Origin of the sequence: Sphingobium subterraneum, assembly GCF_014199435.1 — a bacterium.
Classification (GTDB): Bacteria; Pseudomonadota; Alphaproteobacteria; order Sphingomonadales; family Sphingomonadaceae; genus Sphingobium; species Sphingobium subterraneum.
Genome location: NZ_JACIJP010000001.1, coordinates 90,928 through 108,275, shown reverse-complemented (window position 1 = coordinate 108,275; position 17,348 = coordinate 90,928). Strand labels below are relative to the sequence as shown.

The window sequence follows — 17,348 nt, the reverse complement described above, 5'->3', positions numbered from 1 at the left end:
GTTCCACACTCCTAATGGTCTTACGAAGGTGCGATGATCCGCGGACCCAGATTGTCCATCACGTCCCGCGCGTTGAACGAACGGGGATCGTTGCGCGGCTTGGGTCCACGCCCCATCACGATCTCGGCCGTGGCTTCATAGCGATCGACCGTGCTCACGTCGACCTGCCGGTCCCAGAAGGGGTCACCCCAATAAGGGTCCCATCCGCGCCAGCCATAGCCCCGGCCCCAGTACCGCCAGCTTGGCCCCCAATAGCCATAGGGGCCAGAGTAAAAGGGCTGGTTCACCGTGGTTCGGGTGCGCCGCTCGGTATCGCGATCGGCCATGACGAACCAGTCATAGCCCTTTGCCATTGTCAACTCGGCTGCTCGATAGAGCAGATATGTCTCGACGGTTTCCCGTGACGTCATGGTGTTGCCTGCAAACGCCACCCGGTACCGGTTTTCCTCGATCCGCTGGTCACTATAGCCGCCACCCGTCCGCCCCTGGGCACCCAGCGGCTGATAGGGTGTCGGGGTCGCGCATCCCCCTAGGAGAAGGACGAGAGCCAATCCCGTCGCGCCGATCGTCTTGCCTATTGTCATTGTCATGGGTCTACCTTTCAGCCGGTTTCACCGGCTCTGACCCCTCCCATGACGTCAATGATGCGCCCCGCAATAGGTTCCCGTCCGAGTGCGCGCGCAAAGGTCGCAACCGCCCTTCAGGCCTGCATCGCCATCGTTACGCCAGCACCGCAGCCTCCCGCGCAAGGCGCTCGATTGTCGCGACCTCGATCGGGCCCTTGGGCACCACCCAGCTTCCCCCAACGCAATGGACGGCCGGTTCGGCCAACCACTGGGGGGCGCTTTGCGCCGTAATGCCGCCTGTGGGACAGAAACGCGCTTGGTGAAAAGGCGCGGCGAGCGCCTTCAGCGCAGGAAGCCCGCCGGACGTTTCCGCCGGAAAGAATTTGAACCGTGACAGTCCCATGTCCATCCCGCGCATGATGTCTGCCGCCGTGGCCGTGCCGGGAAGGAATGGGACTCCGCTCGCAATGGCCGCCTGACCCAGCGGCTCGGTCAAACCGGGGCTGACGATGAACCGCGCGCCCGCTTCCAGCGCCTCATCGAGCTGCGCCGGGTTCAACACCGTGCCCGCGCCGACAACGGCGCCCTCGACGGTCGACATGGCCCGGATCACGTCCAGCGCGGCGGGCGTCCGCAACGTCACTTCGAGCGCGAACAGCCCACCCTTCACCAGCGCTTGAGCGATCGGCACGGCGTCCTCTACGCGCTCGATCACCAGAACAGGGATCACGGGCGCGAGCGCCAAAATATCATCGACAGTTAGGGTCATAGCGATGCTCCAAAGGCGGCTGCCGCGCCGAACAGGCCGATTTCGTCATGCACGGCAAGGCGGACGGGAATATTCGTCATCATGGTTTCGTAGCGCCCCTTGGCGACGAAGCGGGGATGAAAATCACTGGTGAGGAGGATGTCCCGCATCCGCTGGGTCAGTCCTCCAGCCAAAACGACGGTTTGCGCACCATGGATCAGCGCCAGATCACCCGCAACGGATCCATAGGTCATGCACAGCCGATCCAGCGCACGTCGTGCGAGAGACCCGCTTTCGCCCTCCAGAGCGGCCCGCCACAAATCTGCGTCGTTCATCAGCCGGACAGGATGCCCACTGTCCTGCGCCAGCGCCTGATAAAAGGTGTTGAGGCCAGGACCAGAGACCAGCCGCTCCGTCGATACCCGGCGGAACTTTACGCGCAGCTGCGCCAGAATCCGGTCCTCGGTCGCGTCGAGCGGGGCAAAATCGCCATGGCCACCCTCGGTCGCGATGACATGCGGCACACCTTTGTCGAACAGGATGAGGGCAACGCCCAGCCCGGTTCCCACGCCCAGAACCGTCACCGACCCGGACTCGGGAAACCCGGCGTCGGGGCCAAACACCAGCGGCAGGTTGGCTGCGGGCAAATGCGCGACCGCATGGGCCACGGCCTCAAAATCATTGACCAGCACCAGCGACGTCACGCCCAGTTGCGCTGCCAGCTGATCGGGGTGGATAATCCAGTTGCTGTTGGTCAGCTTGATCGCACCGTCACGGATCGGCGCGGCAAAGCCGATCGCGGCGGCGTCCGGCAATGGCGTTCCCTCATCCTCCCCGAACCGCGCCCAGCAGGCGTCAAGGCTGGGAAAGTCGGCAACCTTATATTTACGCACCGTGCCGGTCAGGACGGGCGCACCCCTGGCCTGCACCTGTGCACGGGCGAAGCGCACATTGGTACCGCCGACATCGACGGCAATAATTTTCCGCATCACCCGATCTCCGCGTCCATCGCGGCAAGTATCGGCGATGCCCCCTCCTCCGCGAGGTCGCTGTGCTGGCGGAACAGGGCGAACAATTCTCGGCCCGTATCGTAGGGCGGCGGCGGTGCGGTAGCAGGGGTCCGTGCGTCCCATTCGGCCCTATCAACCAATACATCCACCTGTCCCATAGTGGCACAGACGCGTACGACGTCCCCGTCGCGCAGTCTGGCGATGGGTCCACCACCCAGCGCTTCAGGCGACAGATGGATGGCGGCGGGCACCTTGCCGCTTGCGCCCGACATCCGCCCGTCCGTCAGCAATGCGACCTTGAACCCCCGATCTTGCAACACGCCAAGCGCGGGGGTGAGCTTGTGCAGCTCGGGCATGCCATTGGCACAAGGGCCCTGAAACCGCACGACGACGACCACATCGCGCTCCAGGTCCCCAGCTTTGAACGCGCGCAGGACGTCGTCCTGGTCGTCGAACACGCGCGCGGGCGCCTCGATCGTCCAGCGTTCCGGGTCGACCGCGCTCACCTTCATGACGCAGCGGCCCAAATTCCCGGCGAGCAGCTTCATTCCGCCATCCGGGCTGAACGGGTTGCTGGCCGGGCGCACCATGTTCGGATCACGCGGCTCCGTCAGACGATCCGCCCAGACCAGCGCATCGTCCCGCAACACGGGTTCGCGGGCATAGTCGAGGAAATCGTTGCGCGCGACAGTCAGAATGTCGCGGTGCAGCAACCCGGCATCGATCAACTCGCCGATCACCCAGCCAACGCCGCCCGCCGCATGGAAATGGTTCACGTCGCCCGACCCGTTGGGATAGACCCGCGCGAGCAACGGAACGACGTCCGACAGTTCCGCCAGATCGGTCCAGTCCATATGGATTCCCGCCGCCCGGGCAATCGCGGGAAGATGGATCGCGTGGTTGGTCGATCCCCCTGTGGCGAGCAGGCCGATCGCCGCATTGACGATCGCCTTTTCATCGACGCAATGGCCAAGCGGCCGATAATCCTCCCCGTCCCATCCGATGCTCGCCAGCCGATGTACCGCGGCGCGCGTCAGTTCCTGCCGCAGTTTGGTGCCGGGATTGATGAAGGCAGCGCCCGGCATGTGCAGGCCCATCATCTCCATCATCATCTGGTTGCTGTTGGCCGTGCCATAGAAGGTGCAGGTGCCCGCACCATGATAGGACGCTGACTCCGCTTCCAACAGCTCCGCCTTGCCGACTTTCCCTTCCGCATAAAGCTGGCGGATGCGCACCTTTTCCTTGTTGGCAAGGCCCGAAGGCATCGGCCCGGCCGGGATCAGGATCGTCGGCAGATGTCCGAAACGCAACGCCCCGATGAGGAGCCCCGGCACGATCTTGTCGCAAATGCCGAGCAGCGCCGCGCCTTCGAACATCGCGTGGGACAGCGCCACCGCCGTCGAGAGCGCAATCGTGTCGCGCGAAAACAGCGACAGATCCATGCCCGCCTGCCCCTGCGTGACCCCGTCACACATCGCCGGGACACCGCCCGCAACCTGAGCCGTCGCGCCAACTTCCCGCGCGGCAATTTTGATCTGATCAGGATAGCGGCCATAGGGCTGATGCGCGGACAGCATGTCGTTGTACGCCGTAACAATGCCGATGTTCATCGCCTTGCCGGAACGGATGATGGGCTTGTCATCCTCAGACGCGGCGAAGCCGTGCGCCAGATTCCCGCACGACAGCTTGTCGCGGTTGGTGCCCGCGTCCCGGCCCCGCTCAATGAGGTCAAGATACTTGCGCCGACGCGGAGCGCTGCGCTCCACGATACGGGCGGTGACCTTCGCGATGACGGGATGCAGATCAGTCATGCCAGCTCGCCCCGTCCCGCTCTATCAGCGCGATCGCGGCCGAGGGGCCCCAATTGCCCGATGCATAAGGCGCGGCCTTCATGCCGGATTGTTTCCATCCATCGATGATCGAATCGATCCATTGCCATTGCGCTTCCACTTCGTCCCGCCGCACGAACAGGGTCGGGTCGCCCACCAGCAGGTCGAGCAGCAACCGTTCATAGGCGATCCGCCTCCGTTCCCCCGCGAAAGCGTGATCCAGCGCCACGTCCAGCCCGACCTCGCTCAGCTTGACCCCGTCCCGATCCAGCCCCGGTTGCTTCGCCATGATCAGCAACCGGATATTTTCCTCGGGTTGGAGACGGATAATGAGGGCATTGGGTTCCAGCCCGCTGGCCTGCCCGCGCGCGGAAAAGATGCTGTGTGAAACGGGCTTGAACTGGATCATGATTTCCGACTGGCGGCTCGGCATGCGCTTGCCCGTCCGCAGGTAAAACGGCACCCCGTGCCAGCGCCAGTTGTCGATATGGGCCTTCAGCGCCACAAAGGTTTCGGTGTCGGACGGCTTCCCCAGTTCGTCGGCATAGCCGGTGACGATCTGCCCCTGCACCGCGCCGGGCGTATACTGGCCGCGTACGCTCTGCGTCCGGACGGACTCGCCATCCATCGGGCGCAGCGAGCGCAGCACCTTTACCTTCTCGTCACGCACCGATGTAGCGTCAAACCGCGCGGGCGGTTCCATGGCAATGATCGAGAGGATCTGGAGGATATGGTTCTGGACCATATCCCGCAGCGCGCCCACCCCATCATAATAGGACACGCGCCCTTCCAGCCCGACCGTCTCGCCCACCGTGATCTGCACATGGTCGATGGCGTTGGCATTCCACAACGGCTCGAACAGCATGTTGCCGAAGCGCAGCGCCATCAGGTTTTGGACCGTTTCCTTGCCCAGATAATGATCGACCCGGAAAATCCGGTTTTCGTCCACAAGTTTGCCGATTGCGTCGTTGACCTCGACGGACGACGCAAAATCCTTGCCGATCGGCTTTTCCATCGCAATGCGCGTGGTGGGCGTCACCAGCCCCGCCTCTGCCAGGCTGATCGCCGTTGGCGCGAACAGCGATGGGGGCGTGGAGAGATAGACCGCTATCCCACGATCCACCCGGTCGGCGACCCGCGCGGCGATCTGTGCAAACTGATCGGCGTTTCCGGTTTCGACCGGCAGATACACGATCCGGCTGGTGAGCTTCGCAGCCGCTTCGCCGTCATACCGTTCGGTCCCGATGAATTTCTTCAGGCACGCGTCAACATCTGCGCGAAAGGCCTCATCATCCATCTTCGTGCGCCCCGATGCGACGATCAGGAAATCGTCGGGCAGCAGCCCGTCCCCCATGAGGTTGTAAAGCGAGGGAAACAGCATTCGGCGAGCCAGATCGCCGGTCGCGCCAAAGAGGATGAGCGTTGCGGACTGCGCGGTCATGCCGCCCTACTCTTATGTTGTGCCTTCACTCGACTATTGCTCCCGCTTGTGGCTCCCGACCTGTTGTGCGTCCGCCTCTCCCGTCCCGCAAGTGCAAAACGTGGCGTTTGAGCAGGATGCTTCCTCCGTAAAATGCATTATGTTGTTGCGAAGCATTTGCATTAAGGTCCGAACCATGGTTATAGACCTACATCGCTGCGAATGATTCGCAATATGGGTGCAGAGAGCGACTATGATGGGGACAATGCGGGCAATTCGGATGAACTCTGTGGCTGGAGCAATAGGTCTGGCCATTTCCTCGGCTCAAGCGGCCACACCTGCCGTTCCCGCCAACCTCAGCGTTGGCGGCATGTTCCTGCAGGCCGACTGGGTCGTAAAGTTCGTCATGATCGGACTGCTGATCGCGTCGCTCGTCACATGGACGGTGCTGGTCGCGAAGGTTTTGGAACTGCGGACCGCCACGGCCATCCAGCGGGAAGTGCACGACAGCGTCATTGCGTTGCGCTCGCTGGGTGATGCCAAGGCCACTCCCGCCCTCGCGGCGTCTCCGCTCATCGTTGAAGCGCGCACGGAACTGGAGCTTTCCGCCGACGCCCTTGCCGACGGGGAAGGAATAAAAGAGCGTGTCGTCTCCCGCCTCGAACGGCATGAAGCGGCCGAGGCCCGGCGGATGACGCGCGGCGTCAATGTCCTGGCGACCATCGGCTCCACCGCGCCGTTCGTCGGTCTGTTCGGCACAGTCTGGGGCATCATGAACAGCTTCATCGGCATCGCCGAAAAGCAGACGACCAACCTCGCTGTCGTCGCGCCGGGCATTGCCGAAGCGCTGCTTGCAACCGCGATGGGCCTTGTCGCAGCCATCCCCTCGGTCGTCATCTACAATCACTTCAGCCGCCGCATTGCCGCACACCGCGCGCTGGTCGCCGACACATCCGCCGCGATCCTGCGCCTTGTGTCCCGCGACCTCAGCCGGGGCACGCTTCCGGCAGGCAGGAGCTAAGCCATGGCGATCCATTTTTCCGACAATTCCGACGATCTCCCGGTAAACCACGAGATCAACGTGACGCCGTTTATCGACGTGATGCTGGTGCTGCTCATCATCTTCATGGTCGCGGCCCCGCTCGCCACCGTCGACGTCAAGGTCGACCTGCCGGTGTCGAACGCTGCCCCCGCGCCCAAGCCCGACAAGCCGGTTTTCCTCTCGATCCAGGCTGACGGCCGGATGCTTGTCAACGAGCGGGAAGTGACGGCCGCAGAGCTTGGTAGCGCAGTCGAGGCGGCTACGCGGTCGGATCGCGATCAGCGCGTGTTCCTGCGCGCCGACAAGACGATTACCTATGACAGCATCATGCAGGCGATGAATGCGCTGCGGTCCGCCGGTTATCTCCACGTCGCGCTGGTCGGCGCGGAAGGGACGGCCCAGTGATGGCCGCCGCGCTTACCCAGAGCGATCGCCGCACATGGGGCGGCGCTGCAGCTCTCGCCGCCACCGCGCACGCCGCGTTTGCCGCACTGGTGCTGCTTTGGTCGCGTCCGGCACAACCGCCGCTGCCCGAACCCGTCGTCCTGATCGAGCTGCCCCCCGAGGGCGCACCGGCCCCGGCCGTGTCTGCACAGAAGGCCGTTGTCGAACCCCGGTCGCAGCTTGTCCCGCCGCAGACCGTAACGCCGCCGGTCGACATTCCTCCGGTCCGCGCGCCGCTCCCGCGCGATCCCGTCACACTCCCCCCGCCTCTTCCGCCGCTGCCGACCCGGGTGGCGACCCCCGTCCAGGCTCCCGCTGTGGCGCAGAGCGCACCTGCCGCAACGGCGCCGACGGGAAGCACAACCAGCACAAGCACCACGCCTGGTTCGGATCCTAAGGCAAAGCGCGCGGAAGCCGACTATTTCTCGCTCATCAGCGCCCACCTCAACCGCCGCAAGACCTATCCGACCGAAGCCAAGAAAGCGCGGCAGGAAGGTGTGGTCACGGTACGATTTACGGTCGCCCGCGACGGCAGCGTCTCCAACATCTCACTCCGGCGCGGCAGTGGCCATGAGCTTCTCGATACCGCCACGCTTCAGCTTCTCCAGCGGGTCGCGCCACTTCCCCGGATGCCCGCATCCATGCAGCGGGACAGCATCACGCTCTCGCTGCCCATCGATTACTCGCTTCGCACCAATTAAACGAAAGGAAGGTTTAAATGACCACCGTAAAACAGGGGGTTTTGCGTCCCGTAAGCTTGCGCCAACGCGGTGCGGGATTGGCGATCGGCGTCACCGCCGTCCTGATGGCGACGCCCGCCACTGCGCAGACCACTCCTGCCGCACAGGCCGATGACGAAGTCCAGCTCGACACGCTGAAGATCGAGGATCGCACCGCCGACGTCAGCCCCTATTCGCAGAAGGGCGCTCCGTACAAGGCGCGGGTCTCCGGCGACGAACGCCACACCCGCCCGATCGCGGAAACGCCGCAGACTATCTCTGTTCTCACCCAGTCGCAGATTCTCGATTCCGGCAACTCCGACCTCAGGAGTATTCTTGCCGCGCAGCCCGGCATCACCATCGGCACGGGCGAAAACGGCAACGCCTTTGGCGATCGTTACATCATTCGCGGACAGGAAGCGAAGAGCGACGTGTTCGTCGACGGACTACGCGATCCGGGGATGACGATCCGCGAGAGCTTCGCAGTCGAACAGATCGAAATCTCCAAGGGTCCGAACTCGTCCTTTGCCGGGCGTGGCACTTCGGGCGGCGCGATCAACGCCATCACCAAGGCAGCCTCGACCGGCTATGACTTCGGCAAGGTCGGCGTCGGCGTCGGCACCGATCGCTATGTACGCACCACGGCCGACATCAACCTGCGCGCCAGCGACACCTTCGCGGTGCGTGGCAATGTCCTCTACGCGCACCAGAACGTCCCCGACCGCGCGCCCGCCGACCGCGAGCGCAAGGGGCTGGCTCTCTCCGCGCTTTACCAGCCCGATTCCAGGTTGAGCCTCACCCTTGATTATTATGGTCTGCGGGCGGACGACAATCCGGATCTTGGCGGCTATCTCATCACCAACGCCGCGACCGGCGTCCGTGCTCCCGCGCGGAACGTCCCGTCCTATGTCCAGAACGAAGACTTCCTGAAGTCAAAGGTCGACACCGTCACCGGCCGTATCCGCTACGAATTCACGCCCGATATCTTCCTGACGAACATCATTCGCTACGGCGCGTCGGACAACAGCTATGTGACGACGGGGGCATCGGGACGCACGACGTCAACCGGCAACCCCGCAGGAGTGTATGCGACCGCGACGCTCGATAATGGGCACCAAGGCTGGCAGGAAGTCCGCTACATCGCCAATCAGTTCAACCTCCACATCAACAGCGATCTGCTTGGTGGGCGCAACGAACTGATCCTCGGCGGCGAGTACACCAAGCACAAGGTCGACAGCGGCACTTATACGCGCGCCAGCCAGGCGGCGTTCAACTGCCGCACCGGGTCAGGCGCTGGAGCGCTCGACGCCTTCTGCATCACCGATGCCAACGGCAACGTCGTTCCAAACCTCAACGGCCTCACCCAACGCGTCTGGACCCGCAACCCCTTTGCCTCGCGCAAGTGGGAAGTGGAGACGATTTCCGCCACGGTCATGGATACCGTTGACCTGACGCCCAACCTGACGCTGTTCCTCGGCGGGCGCGTGGATCACTTCAAATATGATCTCAGCACATTCAATGCCGTAACAGGCGCTGCCGCGCCCTTTACTGGTTCGACCAACAACCACGCCGATTATTCCGATACCCTCTGGAATGGCCACGCTGGAATTACCTACAAATTCGGCCCCGGCATGGTCTACTTCTCTGCGGCTACTGCGGCGGACGTCAACGGCGGCGAATCCGACACCGGGACCAGCTCCGGCTATGGGGGGCTCGTCGTGTTCCAGGGCGATGCGGCAAGCGCCAAGCCGGAACGTTCGATCAACCTTGAACTGGGCAGCAAGTTCGAACTGTTCGACGACCGCCTGCTGCTCACAGCCGCCGCATTCCAGATCACCAAATCCGATGTGATGGAAGGCGCGGACTACGACACCATCGGCACATTCAACACCGGCAAGCTGCGCGTGCGCGGCGTGGAAGTCGAACTGGCGGGCAACATCACCGACAACTGGTCGGTGCAGGGCGGCTTTACCGTCATGAAGTCCAAGGTGCTCGAGTCCGCCAACGTCGGTCTCACCACCGCGCAACTGGCGCTCGGCGCGACGTACGTCGGCAAGCGGCTCGCGAACTTCGCCAATTTCCAGGCGCAGTTCCGGACCCGCTATCAGGTGACAGAGAAATTCGCGATGGGCACAGCCGTGAAGCACAAGAGCAAGATCTATGGGGGCCAGCCGGATACCGGAGCGGTCTTCACGCAGAGCGCCAGCGGCTTCACCTATAACCAGCCGGTCCCTGCCTACACCGTCGCCGATCTGTTCTTCGAATATAAGTTCAGCAACCGCATCGGCCTGCTGGTCAACGTGAACAACGTCACGAACGAGGACTACTACACCGCCGTATATCGCAGCGGCTCTTTCCTCTACAAGGGCGACGCGCGTCAGGTCTTCGGTACCCTGACCGTGAAGTTCTGACCGCAACCTCCGGGAAGCCATGAAACCCCATCTGGACTCGCTGCCGCCGGATATGATCTCGCTGGACGACTACGCCCGGTTGAGCCGGCAATTCATCGAGCCCGCAACATGGGAATGGCTGCAAGGTGGCAGCGGACAGCTGCAGGCGCTGAAGGCCAATGAGACGGCCTTCAGTCGCCACGCCATCTACAACCGCGTGCTGGTGGACATGAAACACGGCACGACCCGGAGCCACCTGGCGGGGCTGGATCTTGCCCACCCGATCGCGCTGGCCCCGGTCGGCTATCACCGGCTCGTCCACGATCAGGGGGAAGTCGCCACCGCGCGGGGCGCACTGGACACGCTGATGGTGGTCAGCACGATGGCCTCGGTGGCTATTGAGGAAATCGCCGCTGCCGCTGCTGGACCGCTCTGGTTTCAGCTCTATATGCAGCCGCATCGGGACGATACGCTGCACCTGCTTCGCCGTGCCGAAACGGCCGGATGCCAGGCCATCGTCGTGACTCTGGATACGCCGGTTCAACCCGCCAGCCACGCCGCGCACAAGGCAGGGTTTGTTCTCCCGCCCCACATTGACGCAGTGCATCTGAGGGAGAATGGACCACCACCGCCCGTCGCCCTATCGGCGCACGGCCGCGCGCTGTTTCAGGCGATGATGGCGCAGGCACCGACCCGCACCGATCTGGAGTGGCTGCGTGACGCCACGGCGCTGCCGCTGATCGCCAAGGGGATCAGCCATCCGGGGGATGCCGCAGAACTGCTCGCCATGGGTTATGATGGGATCGTGGTATCGAACCACGGCGGACGCGCGCTGGACAGCGCGCCCGCCCCGCTCACCATGCTCCCCGCCGTCCGCAGCGAGCTCGGCCCGGACGCCGTGATCCTGTTCGATGGCGGCGTGCGCACCGGCAGCGATGTGTTCAAGGCGATCGCGCTTGGAGCAAACGCGGTCCTGATCGGGCGCCCACAGCTTCATGCTCTGGCCGTCGCAGGCAGCCTCGGCGTTGCGCACATGCTCAAGCTGCTGCGCGAGGAGCTGGAGCTGGTCATGGCGCTTGCGGGCACACCAACAATCGCGGACATCACGCGCTCGACCCTGGTCGAAACCGATTATCCGGGAGGCTCGTCATGCTGATCGTCATCGATAACCTGCTCGATGAAGGCGAAGTTGCCCGGTTCCGCGAACAACTCGATCAGGCCAGCTGGATCGACGGTGCGGTCACGGCGGGCACCCGGTCCTTTACTGTGAAACAGAATCGGCAATTGGCCGAAGACGATCCACTGGCCGTGGCGCTCGGCAACCGGATCCTGCACCGGTTGGGCACGAACGCCCTGTTCCTGTCGGCGGCCCTCCCCGAAAAAATCTATCCCCCCAAGTTCAACCTGTATCAGGATGGCGGCCATTACGGCACGCATGTCGATTCCGCGATCATGCGCGTGGCGGCTGCCGACCTGACGCTGCGCACCGATCTCTCGGCAACCCTGTTCCTGTCCGACCCGGCGGATTATGACGGAGGCGAACTCCTCATCGAGGGCGCGTTCGGCGCGCAGGAAGTAAAACTCGCCGCCGGGGACATGGTTCTCTACCCGTCCAGCAGCCTGCACCGCGTCAATCCCGTCACGCGCGGGCAGCGGATCGCCTCGTTCTTCTGGATACAAAGCGCCGTTCCGGACGAAGCCGCGCGCGCGTTGTTGTTCGACCTCGACCAGTCGATCCAGAGTTTGTCGGCAGGCGCCTCTGCCTCCCATCCGGAGATAGAGCGGCTCACCCACATCTATCACAATCTGCTGCGCCGCTGGGCGCAGGTTTAGGCGTCGGCCCGTGACCGCCGACCGCAGCCGCCTTGGCCTTGGCAAATTGCTCCTGTGGCTCGTGCTTGCCGTTCCTGCCGCGGCCATGGTTGCGGGCTGGCTCAGCGGACGCGTAATCCTGATGGACTTGCTCGAACCAAGCGGCGAAATGGCCGTACGCCTGATGGTGCTCGCGCTTCTCCCCGGCCCGCTGGCGGAGTGCATCGGCGCCGGTCGATTCCTGCGGGCGTGGCTAGCGGTCCGACGCAATCTGGGCGTCGCCGCCTTCCTGTACGCGCTACTCCACCTTGCCTTCTACGCCATCGACATGAATGCGCTTTCCGCCATCCTTGAAGAGCTCGAGCTGCCGGGTATCTGGACGGGCTGGCTGGCGCTGGCGTTGTTCGTCCCCGCCGCCGCGACCAGCACGGACCGGGCCATGCGCATCCTGCGACGCCGCTGGAAGACAATACAGCGCGTTGTCTATGCCGCTGCGGCCGCATCGTTTCTTCACTGGCTGCTGCTCGACTGGAATTGGCAGAAAGCCGCCCTTCATGCTGCGCCGCTTATCCTCGTCTGGCTGCTGCGCGCCGTGCGTCGCCTGCCGTCCCATCAAAGGAGACCCACATGAAACAGTATAATACACCCTTCCTCGCTGTTCTCCTCGCCGCACCCGCTCTATTTCTCTCCACCCCCGCGCGGGCCGATGGCGACGTGCGCTGCAACTCCGGACCGCAGCAGAACTGGAAGCCGATGTCAGCGCTCAAGAAGCAGGCGTGGCTCGAAGGCTGGACCGTGCAAAAGGCGCAGATCGAGGGAGATTGTTACGAGGTCTACGCCCGCACAGAAAATGGCCAGGCGGTCGAGGCGTTCTTCCATCCCGTCACACTCCAGAAGTTGCTGGTGCTGCGTCGCGGACGTGAAATCTACCGCGCGCCCGGCTTTACCAACTGAACGAGGCGGGCCCCGTTCTTTGCGGAAATGCGTCGCATAGCGTCCCGCCCCCCTTTGTTATGATCGTTTGCCGTCGGGTGTCGCCGATGCTCGGTCCACCGCAGCTTTGGCATGATCCTGCCTAGGAGAGGAACATGCCCGCCCCTCCCGCCGTTCTGTTTACAACCCGGAATGACGACAAGGCAGGACCATGGCGACCCAATTTAACATCGATCCGTCGCTCCGACGATCGCAGTTCTTTACTGACAGTTTTCAGCGCGGCCTTGCCCATTGGAACAAGGAACGGCTGTCTCCCCAGTTTCCAACGGCGGAGTGGCAGAAGACCCTTGACCGGGATCAGCGCATGCTTCGGCTGGAGGGCGGATTTATCGAGGAGTTGCGACGCGACATCGCCGATCAGGCAGCCGATGCTCCGACCGACGCCGATGGCCTCATCGCTTGGTTCGAAGATCTCAAGGAAGTCGGCCCCGGTCAGGGCGACGACCTCTTCCCATGGCTTGCCGAGGAAGCCGACCGTGATCAACTGCGCTGGTTCTTCGAGCAGGAAGCGGCTGGCGAAGCAGGTTTCGACGATCTGGTCGCATACACCCAGGTCAAGCTGCCGACGTCAGCCAAGCTCGAACTGGCGCGCAATTACTGGGACGAAATGGGCCGTGGCAATGCCCGCGGCATGCATGGTCCGATGCTCGATCTGCTGGTGGAAATGCTTGGCGTAAACCCGCTGATCGAAACAACGGTGTGGGAAAGCCTGGCACTCGCCAACGCCATGACGGCCCTTGCGACAACGCGCCGCTATGCGTGGCATTCGGTTGGGGCACTCGGCGTAATCGAACTGACCGCACCGGGCCGCTCGGCGCTCGTCGCCCAGGGTCTGCGCCGCATCGGTCTCTCGGAAAAGGAGCGACGCTATTTCGACCTGCACGCCGTGCTCGATGTGAAGCACAGCGCGGACTGGAACCGCGAGGCCTTGCGTCCGCTGGTCGAGGAGGACCCACGCCGGGCCACCGCTATAGCCGAAGGTGCGCTCATCCGCTTATCGTGCGGGGCGCGCTGCTTCGAGCAGTATAGGGCCCATCTCTGGGCGGACCGCCCGGCCTGAAGAGCAAGCGGTCCGTTGTACCGATGTGCGGCGGGCTTCTAAGCGAAGACCTCCGCGAAAAAATCGACCATCGCTTTCCAGCTCCGCCGATTTGTGTCGGGCTGGAAGCCGAAAGTTTCCTCCGCATCGATCGGCATGGGATCGTTGGTGAAGGCGTGCCCCGTCTTGCTGTAAGCAATGAGCTGCCAGTCCACGCCCGCCTGCGTCAGTTCATGGCCGAGGGCGACCGTTGCATCCGGCGGGCACAGGGGATCGTTCCAGCCGTGCAAGATCAACAGCTTGCTCTTGATAGGCGCATTGGGAAAGGGCGGCGCGTCATAAACCCCGTGGAAGCTGACGCCCGCAACGATATCAGCGCCTCCGCGTGCTAGATCGAGCACACATTTTCCGCCCAGGCAGAAGCCGATCGCGCCGCAGCGCGCGGGATCAACCCCCGGCAGTTTGCGCAGTTCGGACAGCGCCTCGAGCAAACGGTCGCGCATGACCGCCCGGTCCGCGACCAGCTCGTTCATTAGAGCACCCGCCGTCTCCATCGACGTCCCGCGCTTGCCCTGGCCATAATAATCGACGACGAGCACCTTGTACCCGAGCGCAGCCAACTGCTCCGCCTTGGCGAAATCCCATTCCTTAGCGCCCATGAAATTCGGAAACAGCAGTATGCCGGGCTGCGTTCCGGCCGCCGGATCATAAACGGCTGTGGACTCGAACGGCCCACCGGGACCGTCATGAACAACGATATGGCGTTCCAATGGCATAATGTGTCTCCTAGCTCCTCGCGTGACGACCGTCCGCATGATGCTCGCCCAGCGTCCTCGCGCAGTCGCGCTTATGCCGACAGGGTGTTGCCTCACAACTGGCCTGAACGGCCGACATTCAGGGAATTTCTCCTCGAACGGTTGCGTCAATTCCGATCTGGCCTAGCCAAGATCGACCGAGTGTCAAGAGTGCCCTGATCCCCGGGTTGGGGTTGGATTATGCTTTCGGCGGCACGGGCGCCAATATCCGCTCATCTCGGGCTTAAGGGAGCGCCTTACGGTTTAACTCCGCCATTTGCGCTGATGGTTTCCGCGGTCACCCAACCGCCATCAGAACTGACCAGGAAGGCAACCAGCGCTGCGATCTCGTCAGATTTGCCCAAGCGGCCCATGGCGGTCATGCCGACCATTGTTGCTTTGAAATCGGCCGGGAGGCTTGCCAGCATGTCGGTTTCGGTAAAACCGGGGAGGACCGCGTTCACCGTGATACCTCTGGGTGCAACTTCATAAGCGAGCCCCTTGCAGAACTGCTCGATCGCCGTCTTGCTCGCGCAATAGGCGGGCGAGGACGACACACGGCGGGTACCAAGCGTCGAAATCGCAACGATCCGGCCATGATCGGCGATTATCTGACCCGCGCGCTGCATAGCAAAGAACGTCCCGCGAGTGATGTCGAACAAGGCGTCGTACATGTCTGGCCCAGTTTCAAGAAACGGTGCGGCGACGCTGACCCCGGCATTGCACACCAGTATGTCCAGCCCGCCCATCAGCTCCGCCGCCTGATCGACCGACGCCATGGACGCATGGAGATTAGCCGTATCGGCCTGCAAGGCATAGGCCACGCCCCCTGTTGACGCGATATCCGCGACCAGTTCGTCAGCAGCGGAGGAGTTGCTGTGATAGGTGATGGTGACGGTGCACCCGTCGCGCGCGAGGCGCCGGGCAATGGCCGCACCGATGCCCCGCGAACCGCCGGTAACCAGCGCGCGTCTTACAGGAAGATCTTGCACGGCATTCCTCCGATCTTCAAACAACAGCCCGACGCTGCCATCACCCCCAGAGAGGAGCCCAGGCTTTCCGCATGGCGTCCGAGTCAATTTTCGCGAACCGTTCATCGATCGCATCGCGCGACGCCTGAACACGGCGCTCGACCCCGCTCCATTCTGCGCCCAGCAAGCGGCCTCCCCGCTTGCGCGGAACGCCGTCGATCCACACGGAATCGATATCGTTCGCGTTGGCATAGAACATCAGGGCAGCAACAGGATCGCGGACCGGCGCGGTATTGATGGAATTCAGGCGTGTAAGGATAACGTCGGCCTTCTTGCCCGGCGTAAGGCTGCCGATTTCATCTTCCAGACCCATGCAGATCGCGCCTCCGAGCGTGGCATATTCCAGCATCTTTGCGGCAGGATAGCGCAAGCTGCCCGGCAGTTTGCGGCCGATGCTGCTGGGGTGCCTGCCCGCATTCTCCTGTTCGCCGTGCAGATACCGCATCGACTGCAGCATCAGCCGCATTTGCGCGAACATGTCACCGGAAAACCCCGACACAATGTCAATCCCGAGTGACGGGGCGCGGCCTGTCTGGGCCACCCGTTCCAGGATTGGGAAGCCTGGCCCCATCTGCAACTCGGTTTCCGGGGTGGTCGACACCCATCCTCCTTCGCTCGCCAGAAGCAACAGGTCATCGTCGGTCAGCTGGTTGCCATGGGAGAGCAACAGGTCATCCCCCAACGCTCCGGCCTTGGACAGCTGGGTAATGAGGCTGACACCCCCATGGCTCACGACGGTGGAATGGAACGTGATGCGGGCCGGTTCCAGTGTGCGGCTCCAGGCGAGTTCTTCCAGCACAGGGTCAATGCTCGGGAAGGTGAAAAATTCACTCGAAGCAATACCGAAGCGGAGCAGCGAGTCATTGGCGGGGAAAAACGTCTCCCGGACCCGTTGCGCATTTTGCTTTTGGAAATCTTCGATGGGACCAGCCGTGTCCATCAGAATTGCCGCGGAATCGATGGTTTCGCCCGGCTTATATTTGGGATTCCGGTACACGCCGTAGCAGAAAATGCCGCGTATTCCGGCGTCAATCAGTCCTTGTACCAGCCCATCGGAATGGTCCGCCGAAATCTGGAGATGGGAATGATCGACGACGGTCGTGATGCCCGCATTGATCATTTCAAGAGCGCCGACATAATTGCCGAGATAGGCATCGTCGGCTTCGTAACAGACCGAATACATCGTCCGAATTTCGGCGAGATACTGGAACAGGCTCCAGTCCGTCGCGACGCCCCGCAGCTGGGTTTGCCAAACGTGCCGATGCGTATCGACAAATCCGGGGCTTGCCACCATCCCCGTCGCATCGATGACCTCGGCGTCGTCAGCGGAAATGTGGGGCGCCACCTCGGCAATGCGATCGTCGACCAAAAGAATGTCACCGGTCTTGAGATCGCTCGTGGCGCGGTCCATCGTCAACAGCGTCGCATTCTTGATCAGGGTTTTCGCCATTCCATTTCCCTCTTCTATCAGTACCGCGACCAAGCGATCGTTTCGATGGGGATTAGCCCAT

General features: G+C 63.0%; 17 protein-coding genes. 9 read left to right on the top strand and 8 right to left on the bottom strand.

All coding sequences use genetic code 11. From position 1 onward, the window contains the following. Window positions 1–20 precede the first annotated feature (20 nt). The 5 genes from FHS92_RS00565 to zwf form a co-directional block, all read right to left on the bottom strand. Window positions 21–590 carry a CC0125/CC1285 family lipoprotein gene (locus tag FHS92_RS00565; RefSeq protein ID WP_221230841.1) on the bottom strand — a complete coding sequence of 190 codons (570 nt, stop codon included), beginning with the start codon at window positions 588–590 and terminating at the stop codon, window positions 21–23. 130 nt (window positions 591–720) lie between these two features. Further along, window positions 721–1,335 (bottom strand): bifunctional 4-hydroxy-2-oxoglutarate aldolase/2-dehydro-3-deoxy-phosphogluconate aldolase, encoded by a 615-nt coding sequence (eda, locus tag FHS92_RS00560; protein WP_184076527.1) that lies wholly within the window; start codon window positions 1,333–1,335, stop codon window positions 721–723. Beyond that, window positions 1,332–2,303 carry a glucokinase gene (locus FHS92_RS00555; RefSeq protein WP_184076525.1) on the bottom strand — a complete coding sequence of 324 codons (972 nt, stop codon included), beginning with the start codon at window positions 2,301–2,303 and terminating at the stop codon, window positions 1,332–1,334. The genes eda and FHS92_RS00555 overlap by 4 nt, the downstream gene beginning before the upstream one ends. Next, window positions 2,303–4,135: a phosphogluconate dehydratase gene (edd, locus tag FHS92_RS00550; RefSeq protein ID WP_184076523.1), complete on the bottom strand. Its 1,833-nt coding sequence runs from the start codon at window positions 4,133–4,135 to the stop codon at window positions 2,303–2,305. The genes FHS92_RS00555 and edd overlap by 1 nt, the downstream gene beginning before the upstream one ends. Beyond that, on the bottom strand, window positions 4,128–5,594 hold the full coding sequence (zwf, locus tag FHS92_RS00545; protein WP_184076521.1) for a glucose-6-phosphate dehydrogenase: 1,467 nt from the start codon (window positions 5,592–5,594) through the stop codon (window positions 4,128–4,130). Before zwf ends, edd begins: the two co-directional genes overlap by 8 nt. Window positions 5,595–5,853: 259 nt before the next feature. Between zwf and exbB the strand changes: the two genes are divergently transcribed. The 9 genes from exbB to FHS92_RS00500 all read left to right on the top strand — a co-directional run bounded on the left by exbB (window position 5,854) and on the right by FHS92_RS00500 (window position 14,033). Continuing rightward, on the top strand, window positions 5,854–6,594 hold the full coding sequence (exbB, locus tag FHS92_RS00540) for a tonB-system energizer ExbB (RefSeq protein WP_221230840.1): 741 nt from the start codon (window positions 5,854–5,856) through the stop codon (window positions 6,592–6,594). Window positions 6,595–6,597: 3 nt separating this feature from the next. Beyond that, window positions 6,598–7,020 carry a TonB system transport protein ExbD gene (gene exbD / locus FHS92_RS00535; RefSeq protein ID WP_184076517.1) on the top strand — a complete coding sequence of 141 codons (423 nt, stop codon included), beginning with the start codon at window positions 6,598–6,600 and terminating at the stop codon, window positions 7,018–7,020. After that, window positions 7,020–7,760, top strand: coding sequence for an energy transducer TonB (locus FHS92_RS00530; RefSeq protein WP_184076515.1), 741 nt, complete (start codon window positions 7,020–7,022; stop codon window positions 7,758–7,760). Before exbD ends, FHS92_RS00530 begins: the two co-directional genes overlap by 1 nt. Before the next feature lie 17 nt (window positions 7,761–7,777). Then, the gene (locus FHS92_RS00525) at window positions 7,778–10,189 is read left to right on the top strand and encodes a TonB-dependent receptor (RefSeq protein WP_184076513.1); all 2,412 of its coding nucleotides are present in this window, start codon (window positions 7,778–7,780) and stop codon (window positions 10,187–10,189) included. 19 nt (window positions 10,190–10,208) lie between these two features. Then, complete coding sequence (locus tag FHS92_RS00520) at window positions 10,209–11,324, top strand: alpha-hydroxy acid oxidase (RefSeq protein WP_184076511.1); 1,116 nt, start codon at window positions 10,209–10,211, stop codon at window positions 11,322–11,324. Next, window positions 11,318–12,001 carry a Fe2+-dependent dioxygenase gene (locus tag FHS92_RS00515; protein ID WP_184076509.1) on the top strand — a complete coding sequence of 228 codons (684 nt, stop codon included), beginning with the start codon at window positions 11,318–11,320 and terminating at the stop codon, window positions 11,999–12,001. Before FHS92_RS00520 ends, FHS92_RS00515 begins: the two co-directional genes overlap by 7 nt. Before the next feature lie 10 nt (window positions 12,002–12,011). After that, on the top strand, window positions 12,012–12,611 hold the full coding sequence (locus FHS92_RS00510; protein ID WP_184076507.1) for a ferric reductase-like transmembrane domain-containing protein: 600 nt from the start codon (window positions 12,012–12,014) through the stop codon (window positions 12,609–12,611). Continuing rightward, window positions 12,608–12,934, top strand: a complete 327-nt coding sequence (locus FHS92_RS00505; RefSeq protein WP_184076505.1) for a PepSY domain-containing protein — start codon at window positions 12,608–12,610, stop codon at window positions 12,932–12,934. Before FHS92_RS00510 ends, FHS92_RS00505 begins: the two co-directional genes overlap by 4 nt. Before the next feature lie 190 nt (window positions 12,935–13,124). Next, window positions 13,125–14,033 carry an iron-containing redox enzyme family protein gene (locus tag FHS92_RS00500; RefSeq protein WP_184076503.1) on the top strand — a complete coding sequence of 303 codons (909 nt, stop codon included), beginning with the start codon at window positions 13,125–13,127 and terminating at the stop codon, window positions 14,031–14,033. Window positions 14,034–14,071: 38 nt separating this feature from the next. On the opposite strand, the gene FHS92_RS00495 is transcribed toward FHS92_RS00500, so the two are convergent. From FHS92_RS00495 to FHS92_RS00485, 3 genes are all read right to left on the bottom strand, one after another. Then, entirely contained in the window at window positions 14,072–14,788 is a 717-nt protein-coding gene (locus FHS92_RS00495) for a dienelactone hydrolase family protein (protein ID WP_184076501.1), read from the bottom strand. 275 nt (window positions 14,789–15,063) lie between these two features. Beyond that, entirely contained in the window at window positions 15,064–15,798 is a 735-nt protein-coding gene (locus FHS92_RS00490) for an SDR family oxidoreductase (protein WP_184076499.1), read from the bottom strand. 40 nt (window positions 15,799–15,838) lie between these two features. Further along, window positions 15,839–17,287, bottom strand: coding sequence for an amidohydrolase family protein (locus FHS92_RS00485; RefSeq protein WP_184076497.1), 1,449 nt, complete (start codon window positions 17,285–17,287; stop codon window positions 15,839–15,841). Between the last annotated feature and the right edge of the window lie 61 nt (window positions 17,288–17,348).